Consider the following 22,445-nt stretch of genomic DNA (forward strand, 5'->3'; position numbering starts at 1 on the left):
CATGAATGCACCTGTCTCCCACATTGCGCTTGAAACGGTCGAGATCGACATCAGCGACGACCCGCTGTGGTACCGGGACGCGGTGATCTACCAGCTCAACGTCAAGGCCTTCTTCGACTCCAACAACGACGGCATCGGCGACTTCAAGGGCGTGACGGCCAAGCTCGACTACGTGAAGGAGCTGGGCGTCAACACCATCTGGCTGATGCCGTTCTATCCCTCGCCGCTGCGCGACGACGGCTACGACATCTCGGCCTACGAAGACGTGAACCCGCAGTACGGCACGCTGGACGACTTTCGCGAGATGCTCGACGCCGCGCACGAGCGCGGGCTGCGTGTGATCACCGAGCTGGTCATCAACCACACATCGAGCGACCACCCCTGGTTTCAGGCCGCGCGCCGTGCGCCCGCGGGCTCGCCCGAGCGCGACTTCTACGTGTGGAGCGACACCGACCAGATCTACCAGGGCACGCGCATCATCTTCACCGACACCGAGACGTCGAACTGGGCCTGGGACCCGGTGGCCAAGGCCTACTACTGGCACCGCTTCTTCAGCCACCAGCCGGACCTGAACTTCGACAACCCGGCGGTGCTGGAGGCCATCTTCAAGGTGATGCGCTTCTGGCTCGACATGGGGGTGGACGGTTTCCGGCTCGATGCCATTCCCTACCTGGTGGAGCGCGACGGCACCAGCAACGAGAACCTGCCCGAGACGCATGCAGTGATCAAGAAGCTGCGCGCCGCCATCGACGCGCAGTACAAGAACCGCTTTCTGCTGGCAGAGGCCAACATGTGGCCGGAAGACGTGCGCGAGTATTTCGGCGACGGCGACGAATGCCACATGGCGTACCACTTTCCGCTGATGCCGCGCATGTACATGGCCATTGCGCAGGAAGACCGGCACCCCATCGTCGAGATCATGCAGCAGACGCCGGACATTCCGGAGGGCTGCCAGTGGGCGATCTTCCTGCGCAACCACGACGAGCTGACGCTCGAGATGGTGACCAGCAAGGAGCGCGACTACATGTACACCATGTACGCCGCCGACCTGCGCGCGCGCATCAACCTGGGCATTCGCCGCCGCCTTGCGCCGCTGATGGAAAACGACATTGACCGCGTGAAGCTCATGAACGGCATGCTGCTGTCGATGCCGGGCTCGCCCATCATTTATTACGGCGACGAGATCGGCATGGGCGACAACGTGTTCGTGGGCGACCGCAACGGCGTGCGCACGCCCATGCAGTGGAGCCCCGACCGCAACGCCGGCTTCTCGCGCGCCGACCCGCAGCGCCTGTACCTGCAGCCCATCATGGACCCGATGTTCGGCTACGAGGCGCTGAACGTGGAGGCACAGGCGCGCGACAGCAGTTCGCTCCTCAACTGGACCAAGCGCATGCTGGCCGTGCGCAAGACCAGCCACGCCTTCGGCCGCGGCAAGCGCCGCTTTCTGAAGCCGGGCAACCGCAAGATCCTCGCTTACCTCAGCGAGTACGGCGACGACATCATCCTGACGGTGTTCAACCTCTCGCGGGCCGCGCAGCCGGTGGAGCTCGACCTTTCGGCCTTCAAGGGCAGGGTGCCCATCGAGATGCTGGGCCGTGCGCCGTTTCCGCCCATCGGCGAGTTGCCGTACCTGCTCACGCTCTCGTCGTACGGGTTCTACTGGTTCAGGCTCACGTCCGACGCCGAGATGCCCAGCTGGCACCAGGAAGGCGTGGCGCTGCAGGAGTGGCCCACGCTGGTGCTGTTCGACGGCTGGACCAGCTTCTTCCGAGACAGGGTGATGCCGTGGCGCATCGGCATGTCGGAGCGCATGCGCGCGCAGTTCGAGCAAGAGGTACTGCCGCGGCACATCGAAATCCAGCGCTGGTATGCATCGAAGGGAACCACCATCGAGCGGGCGCGGCTGGCGGACCATGCGGTGTGGGAATCCGGCTCGCAAAGCTGGATGCTGCCCCTGCTCGAACTCGACGGCCCGCACGGCGGCGCCACCTATTTCATGCCGCTGGCACTGGCTTGGGAAGAGCGCGATGAAGAGCGCATGGCCGGCGTGGCGCAGGCCGCGGTGGCCAAGGTGCGGCAGCAGGCGCAAGTGGGCCTGATGGGCGACGCCTTCTACGACGAAGCTTTTTGCCGAGCGCTGCTGCACGCCATTCGCAACGGCATGGACCTGGACACCGCACACGGGCGGATGCGTTTCCGCCCCACGGCGGCGTTCGCGGCCGTCAAGGCAGACATCGACAGCCTGCCGGTCGGGCGGCCGAGCGGCGTGAGCAGCAACACGGTGGTGACGGTGAACGAAACCCTGTTCCTCAAGGGCTACCGCCACCTGCGCGAAGGCCTGAACCCCGAGCTGGAGATGGGCCGCTTCCTGACCGAAGTGGCGCACTACCCGCACTGCGTCCCGGTGCTGGGCGCGCTCGAATACACGGCCAACGACGGCCGCACCATGACGCTGGCCATGGTGCAGTCGTATGTGTCCAACCAGGGCGACGGTTGGGACCACACGCTGGGCTACCTGGAGCGCTTTTTGCGCGACTTTGCCACCACCAACGGCGCGCTGCCCGACCCGCTGGCCGCGCACGGCGGCTTTCTCGCGCTCATGGCTACGCTGGGCAGGCGCACCGCCGAGCTGCACAAGGCCCTGGCAATGCGCACGGGCGCCGCGGCCTTCGAGCCCGAGCCGCTGCTGGCCGAAGACATCGCCCGCTACACGGCGCAAGCCCGGGCCGACGTTGCCACCACGCTTTCGCTGTTGCGCGACAGGCTGGGCCAGTTGCCGGCGCCGGCGCAGATCGACGGCCAGGCGCTTCTCACCATGGAAGACGCACTGCAGGCTTCGATTGCGGCGCGCAAGCCGCAAACGCAGGGCGGCATCAAGAGCCGCTACCACGGCGACTTTCACCTGGGCCAGGTGCTGGTGCGCGACAACGATTTCGTCATCATCGATTTCGAGGGCGAGCCGGCCCGCAGCTTCGACGAGCGCCGGGCCAAGGGCTCGCCGCTGCGCGACGTGGCCGGCATGCTGCGCTCCTTCAACTACGCGCGCTGGTCGGCCCTGCGGCGGGTGGCGCAGAGCGTGGAAGAAGCCGCCTACCTGGCACCACCCGCCGCCGCATGGGAGCAGGCCACGCGCCAGGCCTTCATGGACGGCTATTCGCAGGCGGCCGGAGGCGACGGCAACGCGCAGATCGACACCGAACTGCTCGCGCTGTTCGAACTGGAAAAGGCGCTGTACGAGCTGCGCTACGAGCTCAACAACCGCGCCGACTGGGCCCAGGTGCCGCTGAACGGCGTGCTGGCGCTCCTGCAGGCAGAGCGGCCCGGTTGATGCTTGCATCGCATTCGCCGCTTTTGTCCGCAACCGCATTCACGCACCGGAGAGACTCATGGACCGATTTGGCATTCACCTGGAGCCGCTGAACGCAATGCTCTACCAGGTTGGGGCCTTCGTGCCTCGCCTGGCCATTGCACTCGTCGTGGTGCTCGCCGGCTGGCTTATCGCCAAAACTGTGCGCTTTGCCGTTACCAAGGCATTGCGCGCCATCAACTTCAACGTGCTGACGGAGCGCGCCGGGCTGGACAACTTCTTGCGCCAGGGCGGGTGGGGCGGCGACACCAGCAGCCTGTTCGGCGTGCTGGCCTACTGGCTCGTCATTCTTGCGGCACTGCTGGTGGCGTTCAACGGCCTGGGGCTGAGCTACATCGCCGACCTGCTCGGGCGCGTGGTGTGGTTTGTGCCGAACCTGTTCGTCGCCTTGCTGGTGCTGGCCTTCGGATCGTATTTCGCCCGCTTCGTGGGAGAGGCGGTGTCGAGCTACTTTCGCGGCGCGCAGATGCGCGATGCCGTGCTGCTGGGGCAGATTGCGCGCTATGCGGTCATGGCCTTCGTCATCTTGATTGCGCTGGACCAGATCAAGGTGGGCGGCGACATCGTGCGCGAGAGCTTCCTGGTGGTGCTGGCGGGCGTGGTGTTTGCGCTGGCCCTGGCCTTCGGGCTGGCGGGCAAGGACTGGGCCGCGGCGCAGATCGAGCGCTGGTGGCCGCGCACGCCCCAGGACAAGAGCACCACCACCACGACAACACCGACGATCGTCGTCGAGCCCAGCAAAGGCAGCTCGCCGGGCGAGCGGCCGCCGCGCTGAGCATCTCTCGCACCTCGCTTTTCTCCTCCGCCTCTTTCTCCCACATTCGAATTGATGACACGCAGCAAACGACCTTCCATCACGGCCGTGTGGCCGGGCCGCCCTTATCCGCGCGGCGCCAACTGGGACGGGGAGGGCGTCAACTTCGCGCTCTTCTCCCAGCATGCACAGGGCGTTGACCTGTGCCTTTTCGACGAGAAGGGCCGCCACGAAATCCAGCGCATCCCGATCCGCGAGCGCACCGATGGCATCTGGCACTGCTACCTGCCCGAGGCCCGCCCAGGTCTTGCCTACGGCTACCGCGTGCACGGGCCGTACAAGCCCGAAGAAGGGCACCGCTTCAACGCGCACAAGCTGCTGGTCGACCCCTACGCGAAGGACCTGGTCGGCGAGCTGCGCTGGGGCGATGCGCTCTACGGCTACACCGTGGGCAGCAAGCGCGAAGACCTGTCGTTCGACCGCCGCGACAGCGCACCGCTGGTGCCCAAGGGCCGTGTGCTCGAAACCGCCTTTACCTGGGGCGACGACCGCCGCCCATCCGTCCCCTGGCAGGACATGGTCATCTACGAGCTGCACGTGCGCGGCTTCACCATGCGCCACCCCGACGTGCCAACCGAACTGCGCGGCACCTACGGCGGCCTGTGCTGCGCGCCGGTGGTCGACTACCTGAAGCGGCTGGGCGTGACCACCGTGGAGCTCTTGCCGGTGCACAGTTTCCTGAACGACAGGCACCTGGCCGAAAAGGGCCTGCAGAACTACTGGGGCTACAACTCGCTGGCCTACTTCGCACCCGAAATGCGCTACAGCGCCTCGGGCAAGGTGAAGGAGTTCAAGACCATGGTGAAGACGCTGCACTCTGCAGGCATCGAGGTGATTCTCGACGTGGTCTACAACCACACCTGCGAAGGCAACCAGCTGGGGCCGACGCTTTCGATGCGGGGCGTGGACAACTCCTCTTACTACATCGTCAACGCCGAGAACCGGCGCTATTACGACGACTTCACCGGCTGCGGCAACACCGTCAACCTGGAGCATCCGCATGCGCTGCAGCTGGTGATGGATTCGCTGCGCTACTGGGCCGAGGAAATGCACGTCGACGGGTTCCGCTTCGACCTGGCTTCTGCGCTGGCACGCGAGTCGGGCAAGGTCGAGAACCTGGGCGGCTTCTTCGACGCGATACGGCAAGACCCAACGCTCAACCGGGTCAAGCTCATTGCGGAGCCTTGGGACCTGGGCCACGGCGGCTACCAGGTCGGCAACTTTCCGCTGGGCTGGGCTGAATGGAACGACCGCTACCGCGACGGCATGCGCGGCTTCTGGAAGGGCGACGCAGGCTTGATCGGCGAGGTGGGCAAGCGGCTCACCGGCTCTGAAGACCTGTATGGCTGGTCGGGCAAGCAGCCCACGGCAAGCATCAACTTCATCACCGCGCACGACGGCTTCACGCTCAACGACCTGGTCTCTTACAACGACAAGCACAACGAAGCGAACGGCGAAGACAACCGCGACGGCAACAGCCACAACATCTCGTGGAACTGCGGCGCGGAAGGGCCGACCGACGACCCCGAGATCGTGGCGCTGCGCGAGCGTCAAAAGCGCAACATGCTGGCCACGCTGCTGCTCTCACAGGGCGTGCCCATGCTGCTGGGCGGCGACGAGCGCGGCCACACGCAGAACGGCAACAACAACGTCTACTGCCAGGACAACGAACTCGGCTGGATCGACTGGACCCCCACGCCCGAGCGGCAGGCGCTGGTCACCTTCGTGGAGCGCGCCATCGCACTCAGGCGCGCGCATCCCTCGTTTCGCAGGCGCAGCTTTTTCGCCGGCAAGCCGAGCGAGGCCGAGAGCGTGACCGACGTGCTCTGGCTCAGGCCCGACGGCGCAGAGATGCGCCCCGAAGACTGGGGCGACGCCAACGCCAGGTGCTTTGCCATGTACATGTCGGGCGGCGGCATCGTCGACCGCGGGCCGCGCGGCGAGGCGCAGCACGACGACGACTTTCTGGTGCTGTTCAACGCGCATCACGACGAGATCAGGTTCACGCTGCCGCCCGCGCCCTACGGCGCATGGCGGTTGCTGCTGGACACCGCCAGCGGTTCGCCGCCGCCCGCCACCGAAGACGTGGCCGCGCTCGCGCCCGCGTGGTCGGAGCCCGCTTACCCGCTGCAGTGCCGCTCGCTCGTGGTGCTGAGCCGGCCGGATGTGCGGCCATGAAGCGTGCTCATCGCATGCCTTTCGGGGCCACCGTAAGCAGCGACCGCGGCGTCGACTTTGCACTTTGGGCGCCCTCGGCGGACGGCATCACGCTGGTGCACGCGCCGGATGGAGGCGCGGCTGCGTCGCACGCTATGCAGCGCGATGCGGACGGCTGGCACCGCCTCACGCTGGCCAATGCGCGCCACGGCGACAGCTATGCCTACCGGCTGGCCGACGGCCTGACCATTCCCGACCCGGCCTCGCGCTACAACCCGGACGACGTTCATGGCCCGAGCCGCATCGTCGACCCGGGCCGCTTCGAATGGACCGACACGGACTGGCGCGGCCGACCCTGGCATGAAGCCGTGGTCTACGAACTCCACGTGGGCACCTTCACCGAAGAGGGCACCTTCCAGGCTGCGCGCGAGCGCATCGGCGAACTGGCCGAGCTGGGCATCACCGCCATTGAGCTCATGCCGCTGGCGGACTTTCCGGGCGCGCGCAACTGGGGCTATGACGGCGTGCTGCAGTTCGCGCCCGACGCCAGCTACGGAACGCCGGACGACCTCAAGGCGCTGGTCAATGCCGCGCACGGGCTCGGCCTCATGGTGCTGGTCGACGTGGTCTACAACCACTTCGGGCCGGAGGGCAACTACCTGCACGCGTGCTGCCCCGAGTTCTTCAACGCGGCGGAGCGCACGCCCTGGGGGCCGCCATCAACTTCGACGGCGACCAGTCGCGCACCGTGCGCGACTTCTTCATCCACAACGCGTTGTATTGGATCGAAGAGTTCCACATCGACGGCCTGCGCATGGATGCGATCCACGCCATTCGCGATTCGTCAGAAAAGCACATCGTCCAGGAAATCCGCGAGGCGCTGAACAACGGCCCCGCACGCGAGAGGCGTGTGCACCTGGTGCTGGAGAACGACGCCAACCTGGCCTCGCTGCTGGCGCGCGACGGCGCTGGCCTGCCGGTGGCGGGCACCGCGCAATGGAACGACGACCTTCACCATGCGGCGCATGTGCTGACGACCGGCGAGCGCGACGGCTACTACGCGGACTATGCCGACGACCCCGCGTGCCGCCTTGCGCGCGCGCTGGCCGAAGGCTTCATCTACCAGGGCCAGCCGTCGGCCTTCCGCGGCGGGGAGCTGCGCGGCGAACCCAGCACGCAGTTGCCCTCGACCGCTTTCGTGTCTTACCTGCAGACCCACGACCAGGTCGGCAACCGTGCATTCGGCGAACGCATCCATGCCATGGGCGACCCGGCGCTGGTGCGTGCCGCGTTTGCCTGCGTGCTGCTATCGCCGCATGTGCCGATGCTCTTCATGGGCGATGAATTCGCGGCCTCGTCGCCGTTCCTGTACTTCTGCGATTTCGGTCCGGAGCTGGCTTCCGCCGTGGCGGAGGGGAGGCGCTCGGAATTCGGCGGCTTTGCCGCGTTTGCCGACGAAGCGGCGCGCGCCCGCATTCCCGACCCGAATGCCGAGGAGACCTTTGCCGCCTCGAAGCTCCGGTGGCGCGAGCGCGGCACGCAACCGCACTTCGCGCGGCTGTGCGAAATGCAGCAACTGCTCGAGGCGCGCCACCGCATGCTGGTGCCGCACCTGGCCGGTGCCCGCCACGCCGGAAGCCATCGCTGCGAAAACGGCGTCGTGCAGGTGCAGTGGGATCTGGCGAGCACCGTGGCCGGCGAGCCGGCCAAGCGCCTTCACCTGCTGGCCAACTTCGGTGCGCAATCCGCCACGCAAGCCGCGGCACCGCCCGGTGCGGCGGTCTACAGCTCAGGGGCTGCTGCGGAGGCGACGGGCCTGCGGCTGGAGCGCGGCGCCGTGCACGCAACGCTGGAGGACGTGGCCGGTGGTTGATTCGACCCAGTGGTCCGCCGATGCGCTGGAACGCCTTTGCAGGCACTACGGCATCTCCGCCACCTATTTCGACGCTTTTGGAACGCAGCGCCACGCCACGCCCGAGAACCTTGCCGCATTGCTGGCCGAGTTTGGTGTGCAGGCGGGTGCGGCACCGGGCGATGTGGCCGAGCCGGCCATACCGCCCGTGCTGGTTGTCGCGGCGCAGGCGCCGCACTGGAGCGTGCACCTGCCGCGGCAAGGCCATCTTGCGGGCAAGCTTCGCTGGCAATTGCGCGATGAAGAAGGCCGCCTGAGTGATGGCGAAGCCGATGCGCACGCACTGCACGACGGCGGCTGCGTCCTGCACCTGGGCGAGTCGCTCGCGCCCGGCTACCACTGGCTGCGGATCGATGGCCTGGACGGCGAAACCATGGTCGTCGCGTCTCCCGGGCGCTGCTACCGCCCGCCGGCTGTGCGCGACGGCGGCCGTGTGTGGGGGCCGGCGGTGCAGCTGTATGCGCTGCGCTCGCCGCGCAACTGGGGCATCGGCGATTTCACGGACCTGGACACGCTCATCGACAGCATGGCCGGGCAGGGCGCCGATGTGGTCGGGCTGAACCCGCTGCATGCGCTGTTCCCTACAGACCCGCAGCGCGCCAGCCCCTACAGCCCTTCGTCCCGGCAGCGGCTCAACGTGCTGTACATCGATGTCGAGGCGGTGGATGATTTCGCCGCCTGCGAGCCCGCGCGCCGCCGTGTGGAATCGCCCGAGTTCCAGGCGAGGCTGGCCGCGCTGCGCGAGGCGCCGCTGGTGGACCATGCCGGCGTGGCCGCTGCCAAGTTCGAAGTGCTCGAGCTGCTTTTCGATCACTTCCAGAACGCACCATCTTTTGCGCGCCGGTGGCCCGGACGCAGCGGGCAAGGCCCTTCTCGACTTCGTTGCCGAGCAGGGCGAGCCGCTCCGTCGCCATGCGCTGTTCGAAGCGCTGCAGGCCCACTTTGCGGCGGCAGACCCGCAATGCTGGGGTTGGCTCGTGTGGCCGGAGGCCTACCGTGACATCGGCTCGCCCGCGGTGCAAGAGTTTGCGGCCCAGCATGCCGACCGCCTGCAGTACCACCAATACCTGCAATGGTTGGCCGAGCGCCAGCTCGCGCGCGCGGGCGCTCGCTGCGAGGCGCTAGGCATGGGCATCGGCCTGTACCTGGACCTGGCCGTTTCAGTAGATCGCGGCGGCTCCGACGCGTGGGGCGCGCAGCATTGCTTTGCCGTGGGTGCCAGCATCGGCGCGCCGCCGGACGAGTTCAACCCGGCCGGGCAGAACTGGGGCCTGCCGCCGCTGCGGCCGGACCGCCTGCGCGCCAACCACTACCAGCCCTTCGTGCAGATGCTGCGCGAGAACATGCGCCATGCGGGCGCGCTGCGCATCGACCACGTCATGGGGCTGATGCGCCTGTTCTGGATTCCACCAGGCCGCACCGCCCACGACGGCGCGTACGTGCGCTACGCGGTCGATGAGATGCTCGCCATCGTGGCCCTGGAGAGCCATCGGCACCGCTGCATGGTCGTCGGCGAAGACCTGGGCACGGTCGAAGACGCAATGCGCGATGCGCTCGCGCGTGCCGACGTGCTGTCTTACCGGCTGCTCTATTTCGAAAAGCAGGGCAGCGGGTTCACGCCGCCCGCGGCATACCCGCCCGCGGCATTGGTTGCCATCAGCACGCACGACCTTGCCACGCTCACAGGCTGGTGGTCGGGGCACGACCTTCGGCTGCGGCTGGCGTTGGGCCTTTTTCCCGACCCCGGGCTGTTCGACAAGCAACTGCTCGACCGGGCGCAGGAACGCATCCGGCTGATGCTGGCGGTGCGCGAGGCGGGGCTGCTGTCGGACGACGAGGCCGCGCAGGCACTGGCGTTCGCAACGCCTTCGCCGCGGGCCATGCAGGCAATTCATGCGTTCCTGGCGGCGGCGCCTTCGGCGCTGATGGTGTTCCAGCTGGAAGACGTGGCAGGCGAAGTCGAGCAGGCCAACATGCCCGGCACGGTCGATACGCATCCCAACTGGCGACGCAAGCTTTCGTCGCCGGTGGAGGCGCTGGCCGCGAGCGATGCCATGCAAGGCCTGGCCGGGCACCTGCGCGCGGCGCGGCCTAGACGCAGCGCAAGCGCGGAGCCGGCGCCGCTTCTGCAGGCGCGCGTGCCGCGGGCCACCTACCGCCTGCAGTTCCACAAGGGCTTCAGCTTCGACGATGCCATTCGCGTGCTGCCTTACCTGGCGCAGCTCGGCGTGAGCCATGTGTACTGCTCGCCCATTCAGCGGGCCCGCGCGGGCAGCACCCACGGCTACGACGTGGTGGCCCATGCGGAGATCAACCCCGAGCTTGGCGGCGCCGAAGGCTTCGCGCGCTTTGTCGAGGCGCTGCAGGCCAACGGCCTCGGGCAGCTGCTCGACATGGTGCCCAACCACATGGGCGTGCTCGGTGCCGACAACGCGTGGTGGATGGACGTGCTGGAGAACGGCCCGGCCTCGCTCTTCGCGCAGTATTTCGACATCGACTGGCAGCCGCTCAACGAGGAGCTGACCGGCAAGGTGCTGCTGCCGGTGCTAGGCGGCCACTACGGCGAGGTGCTCTCCAGCGGCGACCTGGTGCTGCATTTCGAAGCGGCGCAGGGGGAGCTTTGCGCTGCGCTACTTCGACCACCGGTTTCCGCTCGCGCCCGAAAGCTATCCGGTGGTGCTGGGCCGCGCGCTGCCGCATCTCAGAGACCCGGCGCTTGCGGCGGAGCTCGCCAGTCTTGCGACAGCCTTCGGCCACCTGCCGGCCCGTCATGCGAAAGCGCCTTCAGAGCGCACGGAGCGCGTGCGCGACAAGGAGCTGTTCAAGGCCCGCCTTGCGCAGCTGGTGCAGGCGCATCCCGCGCTGGCGCGCGCCGTGCTCGCTGCGGTGGCCGAACTCAACCTGGCATCGGACAACGCGCGCGACGAGCTGCACCGGCTCATCGAGGTGCAGGCCTACCGGCTTGCGTACTGGCGTGTGGCGGCAGACGAAATCAACTACCGGCGCTTCTTCGACATCAACGACCTGGCGGCGGTGCGCATGGAGCGCGACGAGGTCTTCGAGGCCACGCAGTCCTTTGCGCTGGACCTGGCCGCGGCCGGCGTGGTGGACGGCCTGCGCATCGATCACCCCGACGGGTTGTACGACCCCGCGCGCTACTTCAGGCAACTGCAGGAAGGCTACGCGCGCCGCGCCGGCATCGTGCTGCCGGCCCCGGGGGCCGACGGCAGGCCTCAGCGCCCGCTGTATGTGGTCGCCGAGAAAATCGCCGCCTCCGAAGAAGAAGTGCCCGTTGAATGGCATGTGCACGGCACCACCGGCTACCGTTTTGCCAACGTGGCCAACGGCGTGCTGGTGGACACGGCCGCGGCTGACGCGCTGCGGCAAACCTGGCACCGCTTCACCGGCGATGCGCAAGATTTCGATGCCGTGGCCCGCGCAGGCAAGCACGAGGTCATGCGCAGCGCGCTCGCCTCGGAACTGAACGTACTCTCCACCGAGCTGCTGCGAATTGCGCGCGCCGACCGCACCACGCGCGACTACACGCTCAACGCGCTGCGCCGCGCACTGGCCGGCGTGGCGGCATGCATGCCGGTGTACCGCACCTATATCGTCGATGCGCCATCGGTGCAGGACGCGCATTTCATCGATGCCGCTACGGACGCCGCCGAACGCCAGAGCCTCGATGCCGACCGTTCCATCTTCGCCTTTGTGCGCCGCTCGCTGCGCGGCGAGGCCGCCGAGCGTGCAACCCCGGCACTGGCCGAGCGCGTGCGCCGGTTCGCGGTGCGCTTTCAGCAGTTCAGCGCGCCCGTCGCGGCCAAGGGCGTGGAAGACACCGCCTTCTACCGCTACTTTCCGCTCAGTGCGCTCAACGAGGTGGGCGGCGAGCCCGATCAGTTCGGCTTCGATGTGGATGAGTTCCATACGCTCAGCGCCGACCGTGCGCGGCACTGGCCGCACACCATGCTCGCCACTTCGACGCATGACAACAAGCGCTCGGAAGATGTGCGCAACCGCATCGACGTGCTCTCGGAAATGCCGGACGAGTGGCGCGAAGCGCTGGCGCGTTGGCATGCGCTCTGCTGTGGCGGGAACGAGGCTGCGGCGCCTTCGCGCGCGGACGAGTACCTGCTCTACCAGACCCTGCTCGGCACCTTGCCCTTCGGCGGACTCAGCGCCGAAGCTGCGCCGGCGTATGAACAGCGCGTGCTGCAGTACATGCAAAAGGCCGCACGCGAATCCAAGTCGCACACGCGCTGGACCCAGCCCGACGCGCAGTACGAAGAGGCGCTGGAGGCCTTGGTACGAAAGATTCTTTCCGATCGTTCGCAAGGCGGCTGCCTTGCCGACATCCAGCGCATGGCCGATCGCCTCTCATGGTTCGGGGCGTGGAACGGCCTGACGCTGACGCTGCTGAAGTACGCCTCGCCGGGCGTGCCCGATCTGTATCAGGGCAGTGAGCTCATCGACCTGAGTTTGGTCGACCCCGACAACCGGCGGCCGGTGGACTATGAACTGCGCAGCAAGCGGCTCGATCAGCTTCAGGCGATGGCCGGCGAAGCCGATCTGCCGGCGCGGGTGCAGTCGCTCGCCGAGGCACCGCACGATGGGAGCGCAAAGCTCTGGTTCATCTGGCGGATGCTGTCGCTGCGGCGTGAGCATGCGGAGCTTTTCCGCGACGGCAGCTATGAAGGGCTCACGGTCGAAGGGCCGCTGGCCCGGCATGTGGTGGCCTTTGCGCGGAGGCATGAAGGGCGGATGCTGGTGGTGATTGCGGGGCGGTTGTTTGCGGGTGTTGCGCGGGGTGAGGGGCAGGGTGGCGCACCGGTGCTTCCCGGGGCGGATGCGTGGCGCGGGACGAAGGTTGTGTTGCCTGAGGGGTTTGGAAGTGCGGGGTTGGAGAACGTGTTGAGCGGCGAGTCGCTGGCGGTGAACGGCAATGTGGTTGTGCTCGACGAGGCGTTTGCCCGGATGCCTTGGGCTGCGTTCAGAGGCTGAGCAACCCAGTTCCGACAACCGCGCGACTTGCTGACTCCCAATGAACCGACCACCTTCCCGGCATCTGTCCGACATCCTCTCTCCCCAAACTCGCAGACCGTGCCATGAAGAAACTTTCAGGAGAATCTCATGGCTGAATCTCACCAACCAGTCGACAAGAGCGGATCTCATAGCCCCGGTCACCCCGCGCCTTCGCCGGCAGACTTGAAACAAGCCGCCGACGAATTCACCGAGGGGCCGAACGTCGAGGCAAGTCCCTGGGAGCTCCAAGCCGCGCGCGGAGAAACACCGCTCGAAGGCAGCCGGGCGGAAAATGCTCTCGACTGGGACGAGTTCCTGGCGCGCTACGAAGAGTGGAAGGACGCGACCGTTCGCTTCGAGGCCGCCGTTCGCGAGATGAAAGCAGGCTCGGAGCAAGGCCGCTCGCAAGCACAGCAACTTGCGCGCGAGCTTGCCCGCCTGCACCACGCGTTCATGGAGTCTTCGCAGCCTTACTTCCAGGCGTCGAAGGTCGATTGAGGGGCTTCTCTCTGTCGCCCCATGGCTCGGCGGGTGCGCCCGCCGAACCCCTCTAGCTCTTTACAGCCCGTAGTACTTGTCCACCGTGCCGCTGTATTTGTCGTCGTAGTCCGGCACGCGGTCGCTCGCATACTTGGGCGCGCCTTCGAGCTGTGCCTTGTCCAGCGGCACCACATACCCATCTTGCGCGGTGTCGTACTTCAGCATGGGCCACGGAATGGGATAGCGGTCGGTGCCCATGCCCAGGAAGCCGCCGAACTCCATCACGGCGTAGCGGACCTGGCCTGAAACCTTGTCGATCATGAGGTCGTCGATGGTGCCGAGTTTGTCGCCCGCCGCGTTGTAGACGGCAGTCCCCTCGACACGCTCTGAAGAAATAACCGGATTGGCGCTTGTCATGGAAGGATGTCTCCGGCCGGCATTTCTGGGGATGACGGCGTTGAATGTTGCAATGCCCAGAGATGCAACTTTCGGCCTGCAAAAATTCCGGCGCATCGGCCAGGCGATGATCGTGCTGTAGGAGTCCGCCCGCGCAATGGCGCAGGTCAGATCAAGATCAGCAGCGCCAGCCCGACGGTGGTCAAGCCCATGCCGAGCATCTCGGCTGGGGACATGCTGCGCAGCCGCCGCACGGTGATGGTGGCCAGCGGCAGCAACAGCACAAGGCCGATCCAGCGGTCCAGCGGCGCGAGGCAGATGCGTGCAAGGGCCCACAACCAGGCGCAGTGCGCGACAAAGCCCCAGAACTCGGCGCGGCTGGTGGCGGAGCCCAGGTCGAGCGTCTTGCGCCAGCCTTTGACCACGGTCTCCCACCAGGTGGTTCCTTCGTCATCCACCAGCTTGTGCATGCCATGCAGCGCCAGCACGCCCAGCAGAACGGGGCCGAAGTACACACTCCATATGCCGATGCCGGTGTACAGCGGATGGGCATAGCCCGTGCCACCGCGGCCCAGGCTGGCGGCGGCCAGTGCCGTCATGCCAAGGCCGGCCAGCAACGTACCCGCGGCCACGGCGAACTTCGGCATGCCGACGCGCAGCAGGCCGCGCCCCGCGGCAAACAAGCCAAGCGCGAGCACGGTGGCCGCCATGAAATTCTTCAGCGCCTCGGCAGACGACTTCCAGCCTTTGTGCGGGCCCACGGCCCAATGGCTGGACACGGGTGGCTCCAGCGGGTTTGCGCCGGGCGCCCATTGCCGCGCCGGTTCCTGCTGCGCAATCAGCCGCCGCCGGCCCCAGGTTTCGTCTTGCGGCGCAAGGTCCCTCAGGGCGAGTTCGAGGTGATACACGCGCCGGGCGTTGTCCATGTCGTGCGGCACCAGGAGCGGCTTTGCGGCGGCATCGCCGCCGGCCGTCATGAGCGCCGGCAACTGCTCGCGCCAATGCATGGGGGCTGGCTGCGCCTCGCAGGCCAGCGGTTCGGACGCCGCGCCGGGCTGCACCATGGTCACAGCGTTGGCCTGCATTTCGCTCAGGTTTTGTTCCGGGCGATCCCAGGTGCACGCAAACGCCAGGCCGCCCAGAACGATGTCGGGCCGGAAGACGGGGAGCGGCCGCGTGGAGGTGTTGGCCAGGCGCAGCGCCAGCATCAGGCGAACCCTGCCGCCGCTCGTCGGTGCGGCCCACAGGCCGGGTGCGACGGGTTCCATGTCGCGCATCATGATGGTGAAGAAGGGCGCGCGCGGCGCCAGTCTCCCAGCGCGGAATCAGCCCGTGGTTGAGCGCCCCTTGCCAGGCGGCGCGAAAGGAAGCGTCGAGCACGTCGCTTCGCGTGTGGCCGCGTGCAATTGCGGCGGCCACGGTGTCTTCAGGGGCGGATGCCATCCAGGGCAAGCGGCGCTTGAAGGATTCCCACGCGCCCGGCCGGGGCGCGGGTGGAGCGGCCGGGCTGGTGACCTGCGCCACATACGCATGCAGGAGTTCGCGGCGCAAGGCATCGACGTCGGCGCGGGGCGCCCCCGCGCTACGCAACTGGCCGACGAGGAAGAAAGCCTGCGCTGCGTTGTCGCCTACCGTTGTTTCGCGCAGGGCGGCGGCAAATCGGGACGGCTCCGAGGCCAAGGCCCACACCGGCAGGCACAGCAAGACACAGAGAACGCGGCGCAGGTAATGCGTCATGGGCAATGCAAGGCCAGTGGCCGAGTTCAGGAGCGGGCGGATCTTAGTGCACTTGCCTTGGGCGAACGCTTGGCCGCCCCGGACGCCGCAGCCCGCAAGATGCGTTGGAACGTCGGGCATTCCATGTGGCTGGGCGCGGGGCAGGCGGCGGCATGGCGCAGGCCGTCCCGCATGGCGCTGAGCTTGCGAATGGTCTTGTCGAGCTCGTCGGCCTTGGCCGCGAGCATCTGCCTGTCGATGCGCGGTATTCCGCCGGGCGCGAACATGCGGCCGATCTCTTCGAGCGAAAAGCCGGCGGAGCGACCCACCGCGATCAGCGCCAGCCGCTCGAGCACGCCCGCATCGAACAGGCGGCGCAAGCCGCGCCGGCCGGTGGAGGCGATGAGCCCTTTCTCTTCGTAGAAGCGCAGCGTCGATGCGGGAACGCCGGATTGCTGCGCCACTTCGGCAATGTCCAGATGAGTTGCTGCCACCACTTGACCTCAAGTCGACTTGAAGTTGCAAAGTCTAGCTTCCGCCCGTTCGGGCATGCAAGGAAAACGATCATGAAGATCAAGCAGTACACGGAAGACAACGAGCAAGCCGCACTCTGGAACGGTCGCGCGGGGCGCGCCTGGGTCGATGCGCAGGAGTCGCTCGACCGGTTGTTCACGCCGTTCGAACACCTGCTCGTGAATGAGGTGCGCACCGCGCACGGGCGCCGGGTACTCGACGTAGGCTGCGGCACAGGTGCGACAACGCTGGCCATTGCACGTGCGCTCGGCACGGAGGGCGGCTGCACCGGCGCCGATATTTCAGAGCCGATGATTGCCGTCGCGCGGGCACGCGCCGGGCGCGAAGGCGCACCGGCAAGCTTTGTGTGCGGCGATGTGCAGAGGCACCCGTTCGAGCCGGCGAGCTTCGACATGATCGTTTCGCGCTTCGGCGTGATGTTCTTCGACAGCCCGGTCCAGGCTTTTTCCAACCTGCTGAATGCGGCCAAGGGCGGCGCGAAGCTTCGGGCCATTGCATGGCGCGGCGCCGCGGAGAACCCGTTCATGACCACGGCCGAGCGCGCCGCGGCACCGTTGCTGCCGAACCTTCCGGCCCGCAAGCCGGGCGCTCCTGGGCAGTTCGCTTTTGCGGACCGGGACCGGGTCGCTTCCATCCTGGAAGAGAGCGGCTGGGCCGGCGTCGACATCCGGCCCATCGATGTGGAATGCACTTTGCCCGAGAGCGATCTGAAGGGCTATATCACGCGGCTCGGCCCGGTCGGCCTGGTGCTTCAGGACGAGACGGACGAGCGCAGGCGGGCGCAGGTTGTAGCGACCGTGCGCGCGGCGTTCGAACCCTATGTGCGCGGCAGCGAGGTTCGCTTCACCGCGGCCTGCTGGATGATTGGTGCAGAGGCGCCGGCTGCGTAGCGGCTCAACCCAGCAGCCGCGGCACCAGTTGCACAGTCAGCACACCGATGATTCCCTGCGCTGTGACGCAGTGCCACATGAGCCCGGTGTTGTCGATGGTCGCGCGCGCCGTGGGCAGCAGCCGGCCTGCCCAGGAGCGCACCAGCACGTAGCCGCCCATCAGCATCAGCACGGCGATGTGAAAGGCTTGGTAGCCCAGCAGCATGCCGACCGATGCGCTCCAGCCTTGCGCACGCGGGTCGAGCGCCGCCAGCAGATGGCCGCCGATGTCGAGCGCGGCTGAGGCTGCAGCGCCGGCCATGGCGAGCGCCACGAGCACGCGCAGCCAGCGCTGGCCGCGCGCCTGTGAGGCGCGAACCATGCGCGTGGCCGCCAGCATGGCGCCCGAGCTGGCCGCGAGCAGCAGGGCCGCAGCCAGCGGCCAGCGCATGGCCGGCAGCGCGGCACCGGGCGGAGGGCACACATCGCTTGCCATTGCCAGGTGCACGTGGGTGTAGAGCAGCGAGACGAAGATCGTCATGTCCACCGCAATCAGAACGATCATCGCCCACCATGAATGCGACGTGCTGCCATGCGCGCCGACCGGCAGGCGCACGCCCCGGCCCACGTCCACCGTCGCAACCGGCGGCGGAAGATCCGAATCCCACAACCAGCGCAGGATGAACGCCACCGCGAGCACGCCGCATGCAAACGCAGGGATGGGCTGCGAAACCGTCAACAGAAGAAAGAAGCCCGCCGTGCCCGCGGCCGCTCCCAGCGGCCACCAGCTGTCCGTGGGCAGGCGCAGCAGGTGCAGCGGCCGTGCGTCGCGCAGGCTGGTCATCAGCGTTTCCCGGCCGCCGAACACCGTGCCGGGCAGCCAGTGGTGGCCGGCCTCGACCTCCTGCGGGAGCGCGGGGTTGTTCCACAGCGGATAGGCCGAATCGACCTGCGGAATGCTGCGCGCGCCGTATTCGCGCGGCGGCAGCCATTCGAGCGTGCCCGCGCGCCAGGGATTGCCGTGGTCGGTGGACGGCCGCCGCAGCGTGCGGAACGCATCGATGAAAAAGAGCAGCACGCCGGCGGCCAGGATGTAGGCGCCCACGGTCGACAGCATGTTGAGCGCGTTCCAGCCCAGGCTGCCGTCATAGGTGTACACGCGCCGCGGCATGCCGAGCATGCCCGCAACGTGCATCGGAAAGAACGTGAGGTTGAAGCCGCCGAACATGAGCCCGAACACCCAGCGGCCCCAGCGCTCCGAGAGGCAGTGGCCATTGAAGAGCGGTGCCCAGTAGTAAAACCCCGCGAACACCGGAAACACCATGCCGCCGATCAGCACGTAGTGCAGGTGCGCAACGATGAAGTAGCTGTCGTGCGCCTGCCAGTCGAAGGGCAGCACCGCCACCATCACCCCGGTGAGGCCGCCCAGCACAAAGATGAAATGAAAGCCCAGCAAAAACAGCGTGGGCGCGTTCAGCGCCACGCGGCCGCGCCAGAAGGTGGCAATCCATGCGAACACCTGCACGCCGCTCGGTATGGCAACGATGAAGCTCGCTGCCGACACGATCAGCAGCGAGAGGTTGCCCAGGCCCGCGGTAAACATGTGGTGCGCCCACAGCGCAAAGCTCACCACGCCCACGCCGATGAGCGCCAGCACCACGGCCCGGTGGCCCACGAGCGGCGTGCCCGCCAGCGTGGCCACCATCATCGAGACCATGCCCGCTGCTGGCAGGAAGATGATGTAGACCTCCGGGTGGCCGAAGAACCAGAACAGGTGTTGCCACAGCAGCGGATCGCCGCCGCGCGCGGGAATGAAGAAGGGCCAGTCGAACGCGCGTTCCAGCTCCAGCAGCATGGTGGCGGCAATCACGGCCGGAAACGCGATGACGATCATGAGCGCGCTCACCAGCATGGCCCAGGCAAAGATGGGCATGCGCATCAGCTTCATGCCCGGCGCGCGCGTGAAGAGAATGCCCACGATTAACTCGATGGCGCCCGCAATGGCCGAGATTTCGATGAACCCGATGCCCAGCAGCCACCAGTCTGCGCCGCGCCCGGGAGAAAACTCCTTGCCGGTGAGCGGCGGGTACATGAACCAGCCGCCGTCCGGAGATTCGCCGAAGAAGATGGTGCAGAAGAAGGCCAGGCCGCCGATGAAGTAGGCCCAGAACGCATAAGCCGAGAGCAGCGGAAACGGCAGGTCGCGCGCACCGAGCATGCCGGGCAGCAAGTAGATGGCCACGGCCTCGACGATGGGCACCGCAAACAGGAACATCATCACGGTGCCGTGCATCGTGAAGAGCTGGTTGTAGGTGTTGGCGTCGATCAGGCCGTTGCCGGGCACCGCCAGCTGCGTGCGCATCAGCAGTGCCAGGATGCCGGCCAGCACAAAGAACAGCATGGCCGCGGCAATGTAGAACACGCCGATGCGCGTGTTGTTGACGGCCGAAAGCTGGCGCCAGCCGGTGGGCGGCTCCCAGGCTCGCTCCAGCGCCTCGCGCTCTCCCTCGGGGCGCGGCGGCAGGTTTGCAACGTCGTTCGCAGCGTGGATCATTTCAGTTGCGCGAGCCAGGCCGCGATCAGTTGAAGGTCGGCCTCGCCGATGCGATTACTGGACGAAGGCATGCGTGCACCCGGCTTGAGCTGCTGCGTGTGGGCCACCCACGCGGCCAGTTGGGCGGGGTCGTTGGGCACGGTGCCGGCGCCCAGGTGCAGCCGGCTGCCGACGTGGGTGAGGTCGGGGCCAAGGCGGCTTTCTTCGCTCACGCCGCGCACGGTGTGGCAGGCGTTGCAACGGTGCGCAAGAAAGGCTTCGCGGCCGCGCTCGACCTCGCGCGGCAACGCGGGCGAAGTGGCTGAAGTGGCTGAAGTGGCCGCGGGTTTTGCCTGCGCCGCAAGCCAGGCATCGAAGGCCGCGGGCTCCTCAGCCACCACGTGCAGCGCCATGCGCGCGTGCTGCTCGCCGCAATATTCGGCGCACTGGCCGCGCCAGGTGCCGGGCCGGTCGGCCTGCAGCTGCAGGTGCTGCACGCGGCCCGGCACCATGTCCATCTTGCCGCCGAGCGAAGGCACCCAGAAGCTGTGGATCACGTCGGCGCTGCCAAGCCCAAAGTAGACGGGCCGCCCCACCGGAATGCGGATTTCGTTTGCTGTGACCACTTCGGCGCCGGTGGCCGGGTCGCGGTAGCGCACCTCCCACCACCACATGTGGCCCGTCACGCCCACGATCAGCGCGCCGGGCGGTGGAATCGGCCGCCACGGCGGCCGGTGCCATTCGCTGTAGAAGAAGAGCGCGGTGAGTACCACCGTCGGAAACACCAGGCCGCCGCCAATCAGCCACCAGCGCGCGTTCACGGTGCCCTTGCGGCGCCGCATGGCTAGCACCAGCAGCAGCATCACGCCGGCGAAGATCAGCGTGCCGCCCACCACCAGCACGCCGCTCACCTCGAGCAGCGTCTCGGCGACCGGCCCAGCGGCCCGGAGTGCGGATTGCGGCGGGCCTTCGCTCATTCGAGTGAGAGCAGGTAGGCCGCCATGTCGCGCGCATCATCGGGCGAAACGCCCATTGCCGGCATGAGGGTGCCAGGCACCAACGCCCCCGGTGCGACGATCCAGCGGACGAGGTGCTCGGGTCCGTTCGGCACATGTCCCGCGATGTAGCTGCGGCGCCCGAACGAGGCCAGCGTCGGCCCCATGCGTCCGCGGGCCGCCTGCACGTCGGGAATCGCATGGCAGCTGCCGCACTGGTATTGCGCGAGCAGCAGTCTTCCTCTTTCCACCTGCGCCCGCGGCGCATGGTCGAACGCAGGGCCGCTCTCCTGCGACGTGCACGCGCCCGAGAGCAGCGCCAGCAACAGCAGGGCGAGCGGGTGTACGGCGAACGGGAACACGGCGCGGTACGGCAGGGCGGCCAGCATGCCGCGATTGTGCGGACAGGAACGCGGCTTGCGCCGACACGGCGGCGCCGGTGCGCGTCGGACAATGCCGCCAATTGAATGTTGCCGATGGGTGCACCCAAGACCGTTCTTCTCACCATTGCCGCGCTGGGCCTTGCAGGCGCGGCGGCGGGCGCGCTGGTGGTGTACGGCGGGCTGTACAACGTGGCCGCCACGGTGCAGCACACGCAGCCTGTGTATTCGCTGCTCGAAACCGCCATGCACCAGTCGGTCAAGCTGCGGGCCCGCAACATCGAGACGCCGAAGCTCGACGACGAGCTGCTGGTGATGCGCGGCGCGGCGTGCTTTCGCGACAAGTGCGTTCAGTGCCACGGCGCGCCGGGCGTGGCGCAGGGCGACATCGGAAAGAGCATGCAGCCGCTGCCCGGCCCGCTGGTGGACGCACGGCACCACTGGAAGCCGCGCGAGCTGTATTGGCTCACCAAGCACGGCATCAAGATGAGCGGCATGCCGGCCTGGGAATACCGGTTGTCGGAGGAAGAGCTGTGGTCGGTGGTGGCGTTTCTTGCGCGGCTTCCCGATTTGACGCCGCAGCAATATGCCGAAGCCACGCGCTTCGACGCGACCGGCGCGCAGGGCGCATCAACGGGTTCGGCATGCGGCGCGGCTCCGGATGGCGCATCGGTTCGCGTGGGCGATGCCGACCGCGGCAAGCGGGCGCTTCACCAGTACGCCTGCAGCGCCTGCCACACCATTCCGGGCGTCACCAGCTCGTCTCCACACGTCGGCCCGCCGCTCGCGGGAATAGGGGGCGCACCCTCATTGCCGGAAAGCTGGCCAACACGCCCGACAACATGGTGCGCTGGCTGCGGCATACAAAAGAGGTCGATCCGCTGACGGCCATGCCGGAACTGGGCGTGACCGAGCAGGACGCGCGCGACATCGCAGCGTACCTTGCAACCTTGCGCTGAGGGCGGCTGCCAGGCTAGAACTTCGCGGCAGTGCGTTCGTCGTCGACAGTGGCAATGCGCAACCGAGCGCGCTCGTGCTTGATGACGAGCTCGGCGCATCGCTCCTGCATGGAGGCATCGGCCGGCGGTTGTTCCCTGCAGTCCACAAGGAGCTGCGACTCGTCGAAGTCCAGCCCATGAAGAACCTCCTGGCCATGCGAATTGATGGCCAGGAGATTTTCGGCGGACAGCTGCGTGCGCAGGGTCTCGGAAATGGCGAGCGTTTGCACGGGCTTCACCGCTTCGTCGTCCCGGCGCAGGCTTGTGGA

16 protein-coding genes and 2 pseudogenes are annotated in these 22,445 nt (G+C 67.4%); 11 read left to right on the forward strand and 7 right to left on the reverse strand.

All coding sequences use genetic code 11. The annotated features are described in order from the left end of the window. The first annotated feature begins 1 nt into the window (after position 1). From treS to M0765_RS20350, 8 genes and pseudogenes are all read left to right on the forward strand, one after another. A complete protein-coding gene (treS, locus tag M0765_RS20310; protein ID WP_258505618.1) occupies positions 2–3,331 on the forward strand; it encodes a maltose alpha-D-glucosyltransferase in 3,330 nt (1,109 codons plus the stop codon). A 58-nt stretch (positions 3,332–3,389) separates the two neighbouring features. Next, positions 3,390–4,145, forward strand: a complete 756-nt coding sequence (locus tag M0765_RS20315; RefSeq protein WP_126748653.1) for a mechanosensitive ion channel family protein — start codon at positions 3,390–3,392, stop codon at positions 4,143–4,145. A gap of 54 nt (positions 4,146–4,199) precedes the next feature. Further along, complete coding sequence (glgX, locus tag M0765_RS20320; protein WP_258505619.1) at positions 4,200–6,362, forward strand: glycogen debranching protein GlgX; 2,163 nt, start codon at positions 4,200–4,202, stop codon at positions 6,360–6,362. Further along, positions 6,359–8,214: pseudogene (treZ, locus tag M0765_RS29515) on the forward strand (malto-oligosyltrehalose trehalohydrolase). The gene glgX and the pseudogene treZ overlap by 4 nt, the downstream one beginning before the upstream one ends. Further along, the gene (locus M0765_RS29280; protein ID WP_258505621.1) at positions 8,207–9,253 is read left to right on the forward strand and encodes a 4-alpha-glucanotransferase; all 1,047 of its coding nucleotides are present in this window, start codon (positions 8,207–8,209) and stop codon (positions 9,251–9,253) included. The pseudogene treZ and the gene M0765_RS29280 overlap by 8 nt, the downstream one beginning before the upstream one ends. Continuing rightward, a pseudogene (gene malQ, locus M0765_RS20340) lies at positions 9,171–10,682 on the forward strand (4-alpha-glucanotransferase); the annotation flags it as partial. The gene M0765_RS29280 and the pseudogene malQ, both read left to right, overlap by 83 nt. A gap of 196 nt (positions 10,683–10,878) precedes the next feature. After that, positions 10,879–13,254, forward strand: a complete 2,376-nt coding sequence (treY, locus tag M0765_RS20345; protein WP_258508351.1) for a malto-oligosyltrehalose synthase — start codon at positions 10,879–10,881, stop codon at positions 13,252–13,254. Between the two features lie 204 nt (positions 13,255–13,458). Beyond that, the gene (locus M0765_RS20350; protein WP_258505622.1) at positions 13,459–13,773 is read left to right on the forward strand and encodes a hypothetical protein; all 315 of its coding nucleotides are present in this window, start codon (positions 13,459–13,461) and stop codon (positions 13,771–13,773) included. Positions 13,774–13,833: 60 nt separating this feature from the next. On the opposite strand, the gene M0765_RS20355 is transcribed toward M0765_RS20350, so the two are convergent. From M0765_RS20355 to M0765_RS20365, 3 genes are all read right to left on the reverse strand, one after another. Next, positions 13,834–14,172, reverse strand: a complete 339-nt coding sequence (locus M0765_RS20355; RefSeq protein ID WP_258505623.1) for a PRC-barrel domain-containing protein — start codon at positions 14,170–14,172, stop codon at positions 13,834–13,836. A gap of 146 nt (positions 14,173–14,318) precedes the next feature. Beyond that, positions 14,319–15,419 carry a hypothetical protein gene (locus M0765_RS20360; RefSeq protein WP_258505624.1) on the reverse strand — a complete coding sequence of 367 codons (1,101 nt, stop codon included), beginning with the start codon at positions 15,417–15,419 and terminating at the stop codon, positions 14,319–14,321. 495 nt (positions 15,420–15,914) lie between these two features. Then, on the reverse strand, positions 15,915–16,361 hold the full coding sequence (locus M0765_RS20365; RefSeq protein ID WP_258505625.1) for a helix-turn-helix domain-containing protein: 447 nt from the start codon (positions 16,359–16,361) through the stop codon (positions 15,915–15,917). A gap of 72 nt (positions 16,362–16,433) precedes the next feature. On the opposite strand from M0765_RS20365, the gene M0765_RS20370 reads away from it, so the two are divergent. Next, on the forward strand, positions 16,434–17,291 hold the full coding sequence (locus M0765_RS20370; protein WP_258505626.1) for a class I SAM-dependent methyltransferase: 858 nt from the start codon (positions 16,434–16,436) through the stop codon (positions 17,289–17,291). 4 nt (positions 17,292–17,295) lie between these two features. On the opposite strand, the gene ctaD is transcribed toward M0765_RS20370, so the two are convergent. Genes ctaD through M0765_RS20385 form a run of 3 tightly spaced genes read right to left on the reverse strand, consistent with a single transcriptional unit; the run spans position 17,296 to position 21,187 of the window. Then, complete coding sequence (gene ctaD, locus M0765_RS20375) at positions 17,296–19,824, reverse strand: cytochrome c oxidase subunit I (protein ID WP_258505627.1); 2,529 nt, start codon at positions 19,822–19,824, stop codon at positions 17,296–17,298. Next, positions 19,821–20,780, reverse strand: a complete 960-nt coding sequence (locus M0765_RS20380) for a cytochrome c oxidase subunit II (protein WP_258505628.1) — start codon at positions 20,778–20,780, stop codon at positions 19,821–19,823. Before M0765_RS20380 ends, ctaD begins: the two co-directional genes overlap by 4 nt. Beyond that, positions 20,777–21,187: a c-type cytochrome gene (locus M0765_RS20385; RefSeq protein ID WP_258505629.1), complete on the reverse strand. Its 411-nt coding sequence runs from the start codon at positions 21,185–21,187 to the stop codon at positions 20,777–20,779. Before M0765_RS20385 ends, M0765_RS20380 begins: the two co-directional genes overlap by 4 nt. An 87-nt stretch (positions 21,188–21,274) precedes the next feature. Here M0765_RS20385 and M0765_RS20390 point away from each other — a divergent pair, with 87 nt between their 5' ends. Beyond that, a complete protein-coding gene (locus M0765_RS20390) occupies positions 21,275–22,063 on the forward strand; it encodes a c-type cytochrome (RefSeq protein ID WP_258505630.1) in 789 nt (262 codons plus the stop codon). Next, positions 22,021–22,137 (forward strand): c-type cytochrome, encoded by a 117-nt coding sequence (locus tag M0765_RS20395; protein ID WP_258505631.1) that lies wholly within the window; start codon positions 22,021–22,023, stop codon positions 22,135–22,137. Before M0765_RS20390 ends, M0765_RS20395 begins: the two co-directional genes overlap by 43 nt. 14 nt (positions 22,138–22,151) lie before the next feature. Here M0765_RS20395 and M0765_RS20400 read toward each other — a convergent pair whose 3' ends face one another. Next, the gene (locus M0765_RS20400; protein WP_126748642.1) at positions 22,152–22,415 is read right to left on the reverse strand and encodes a hypothetical protein; all 264 of its coding nucleotides are present in this window, start codon (positions 22,413–22,415) and stop codon (positions 22,152–22,154) included. Between the last annotated feature and the right edge of the window lie 30 nt (positions 22,416–22,445).

It is taken from the genome of Variovorax sp. S12S4, assembly GCF_023195515.1.
Taxonomy (GTDB): Bacteria; Pseudomonadota; Gammaproteobacteria; order Burkholderiales; family Burkholderiaceae_C; genus Variovorax.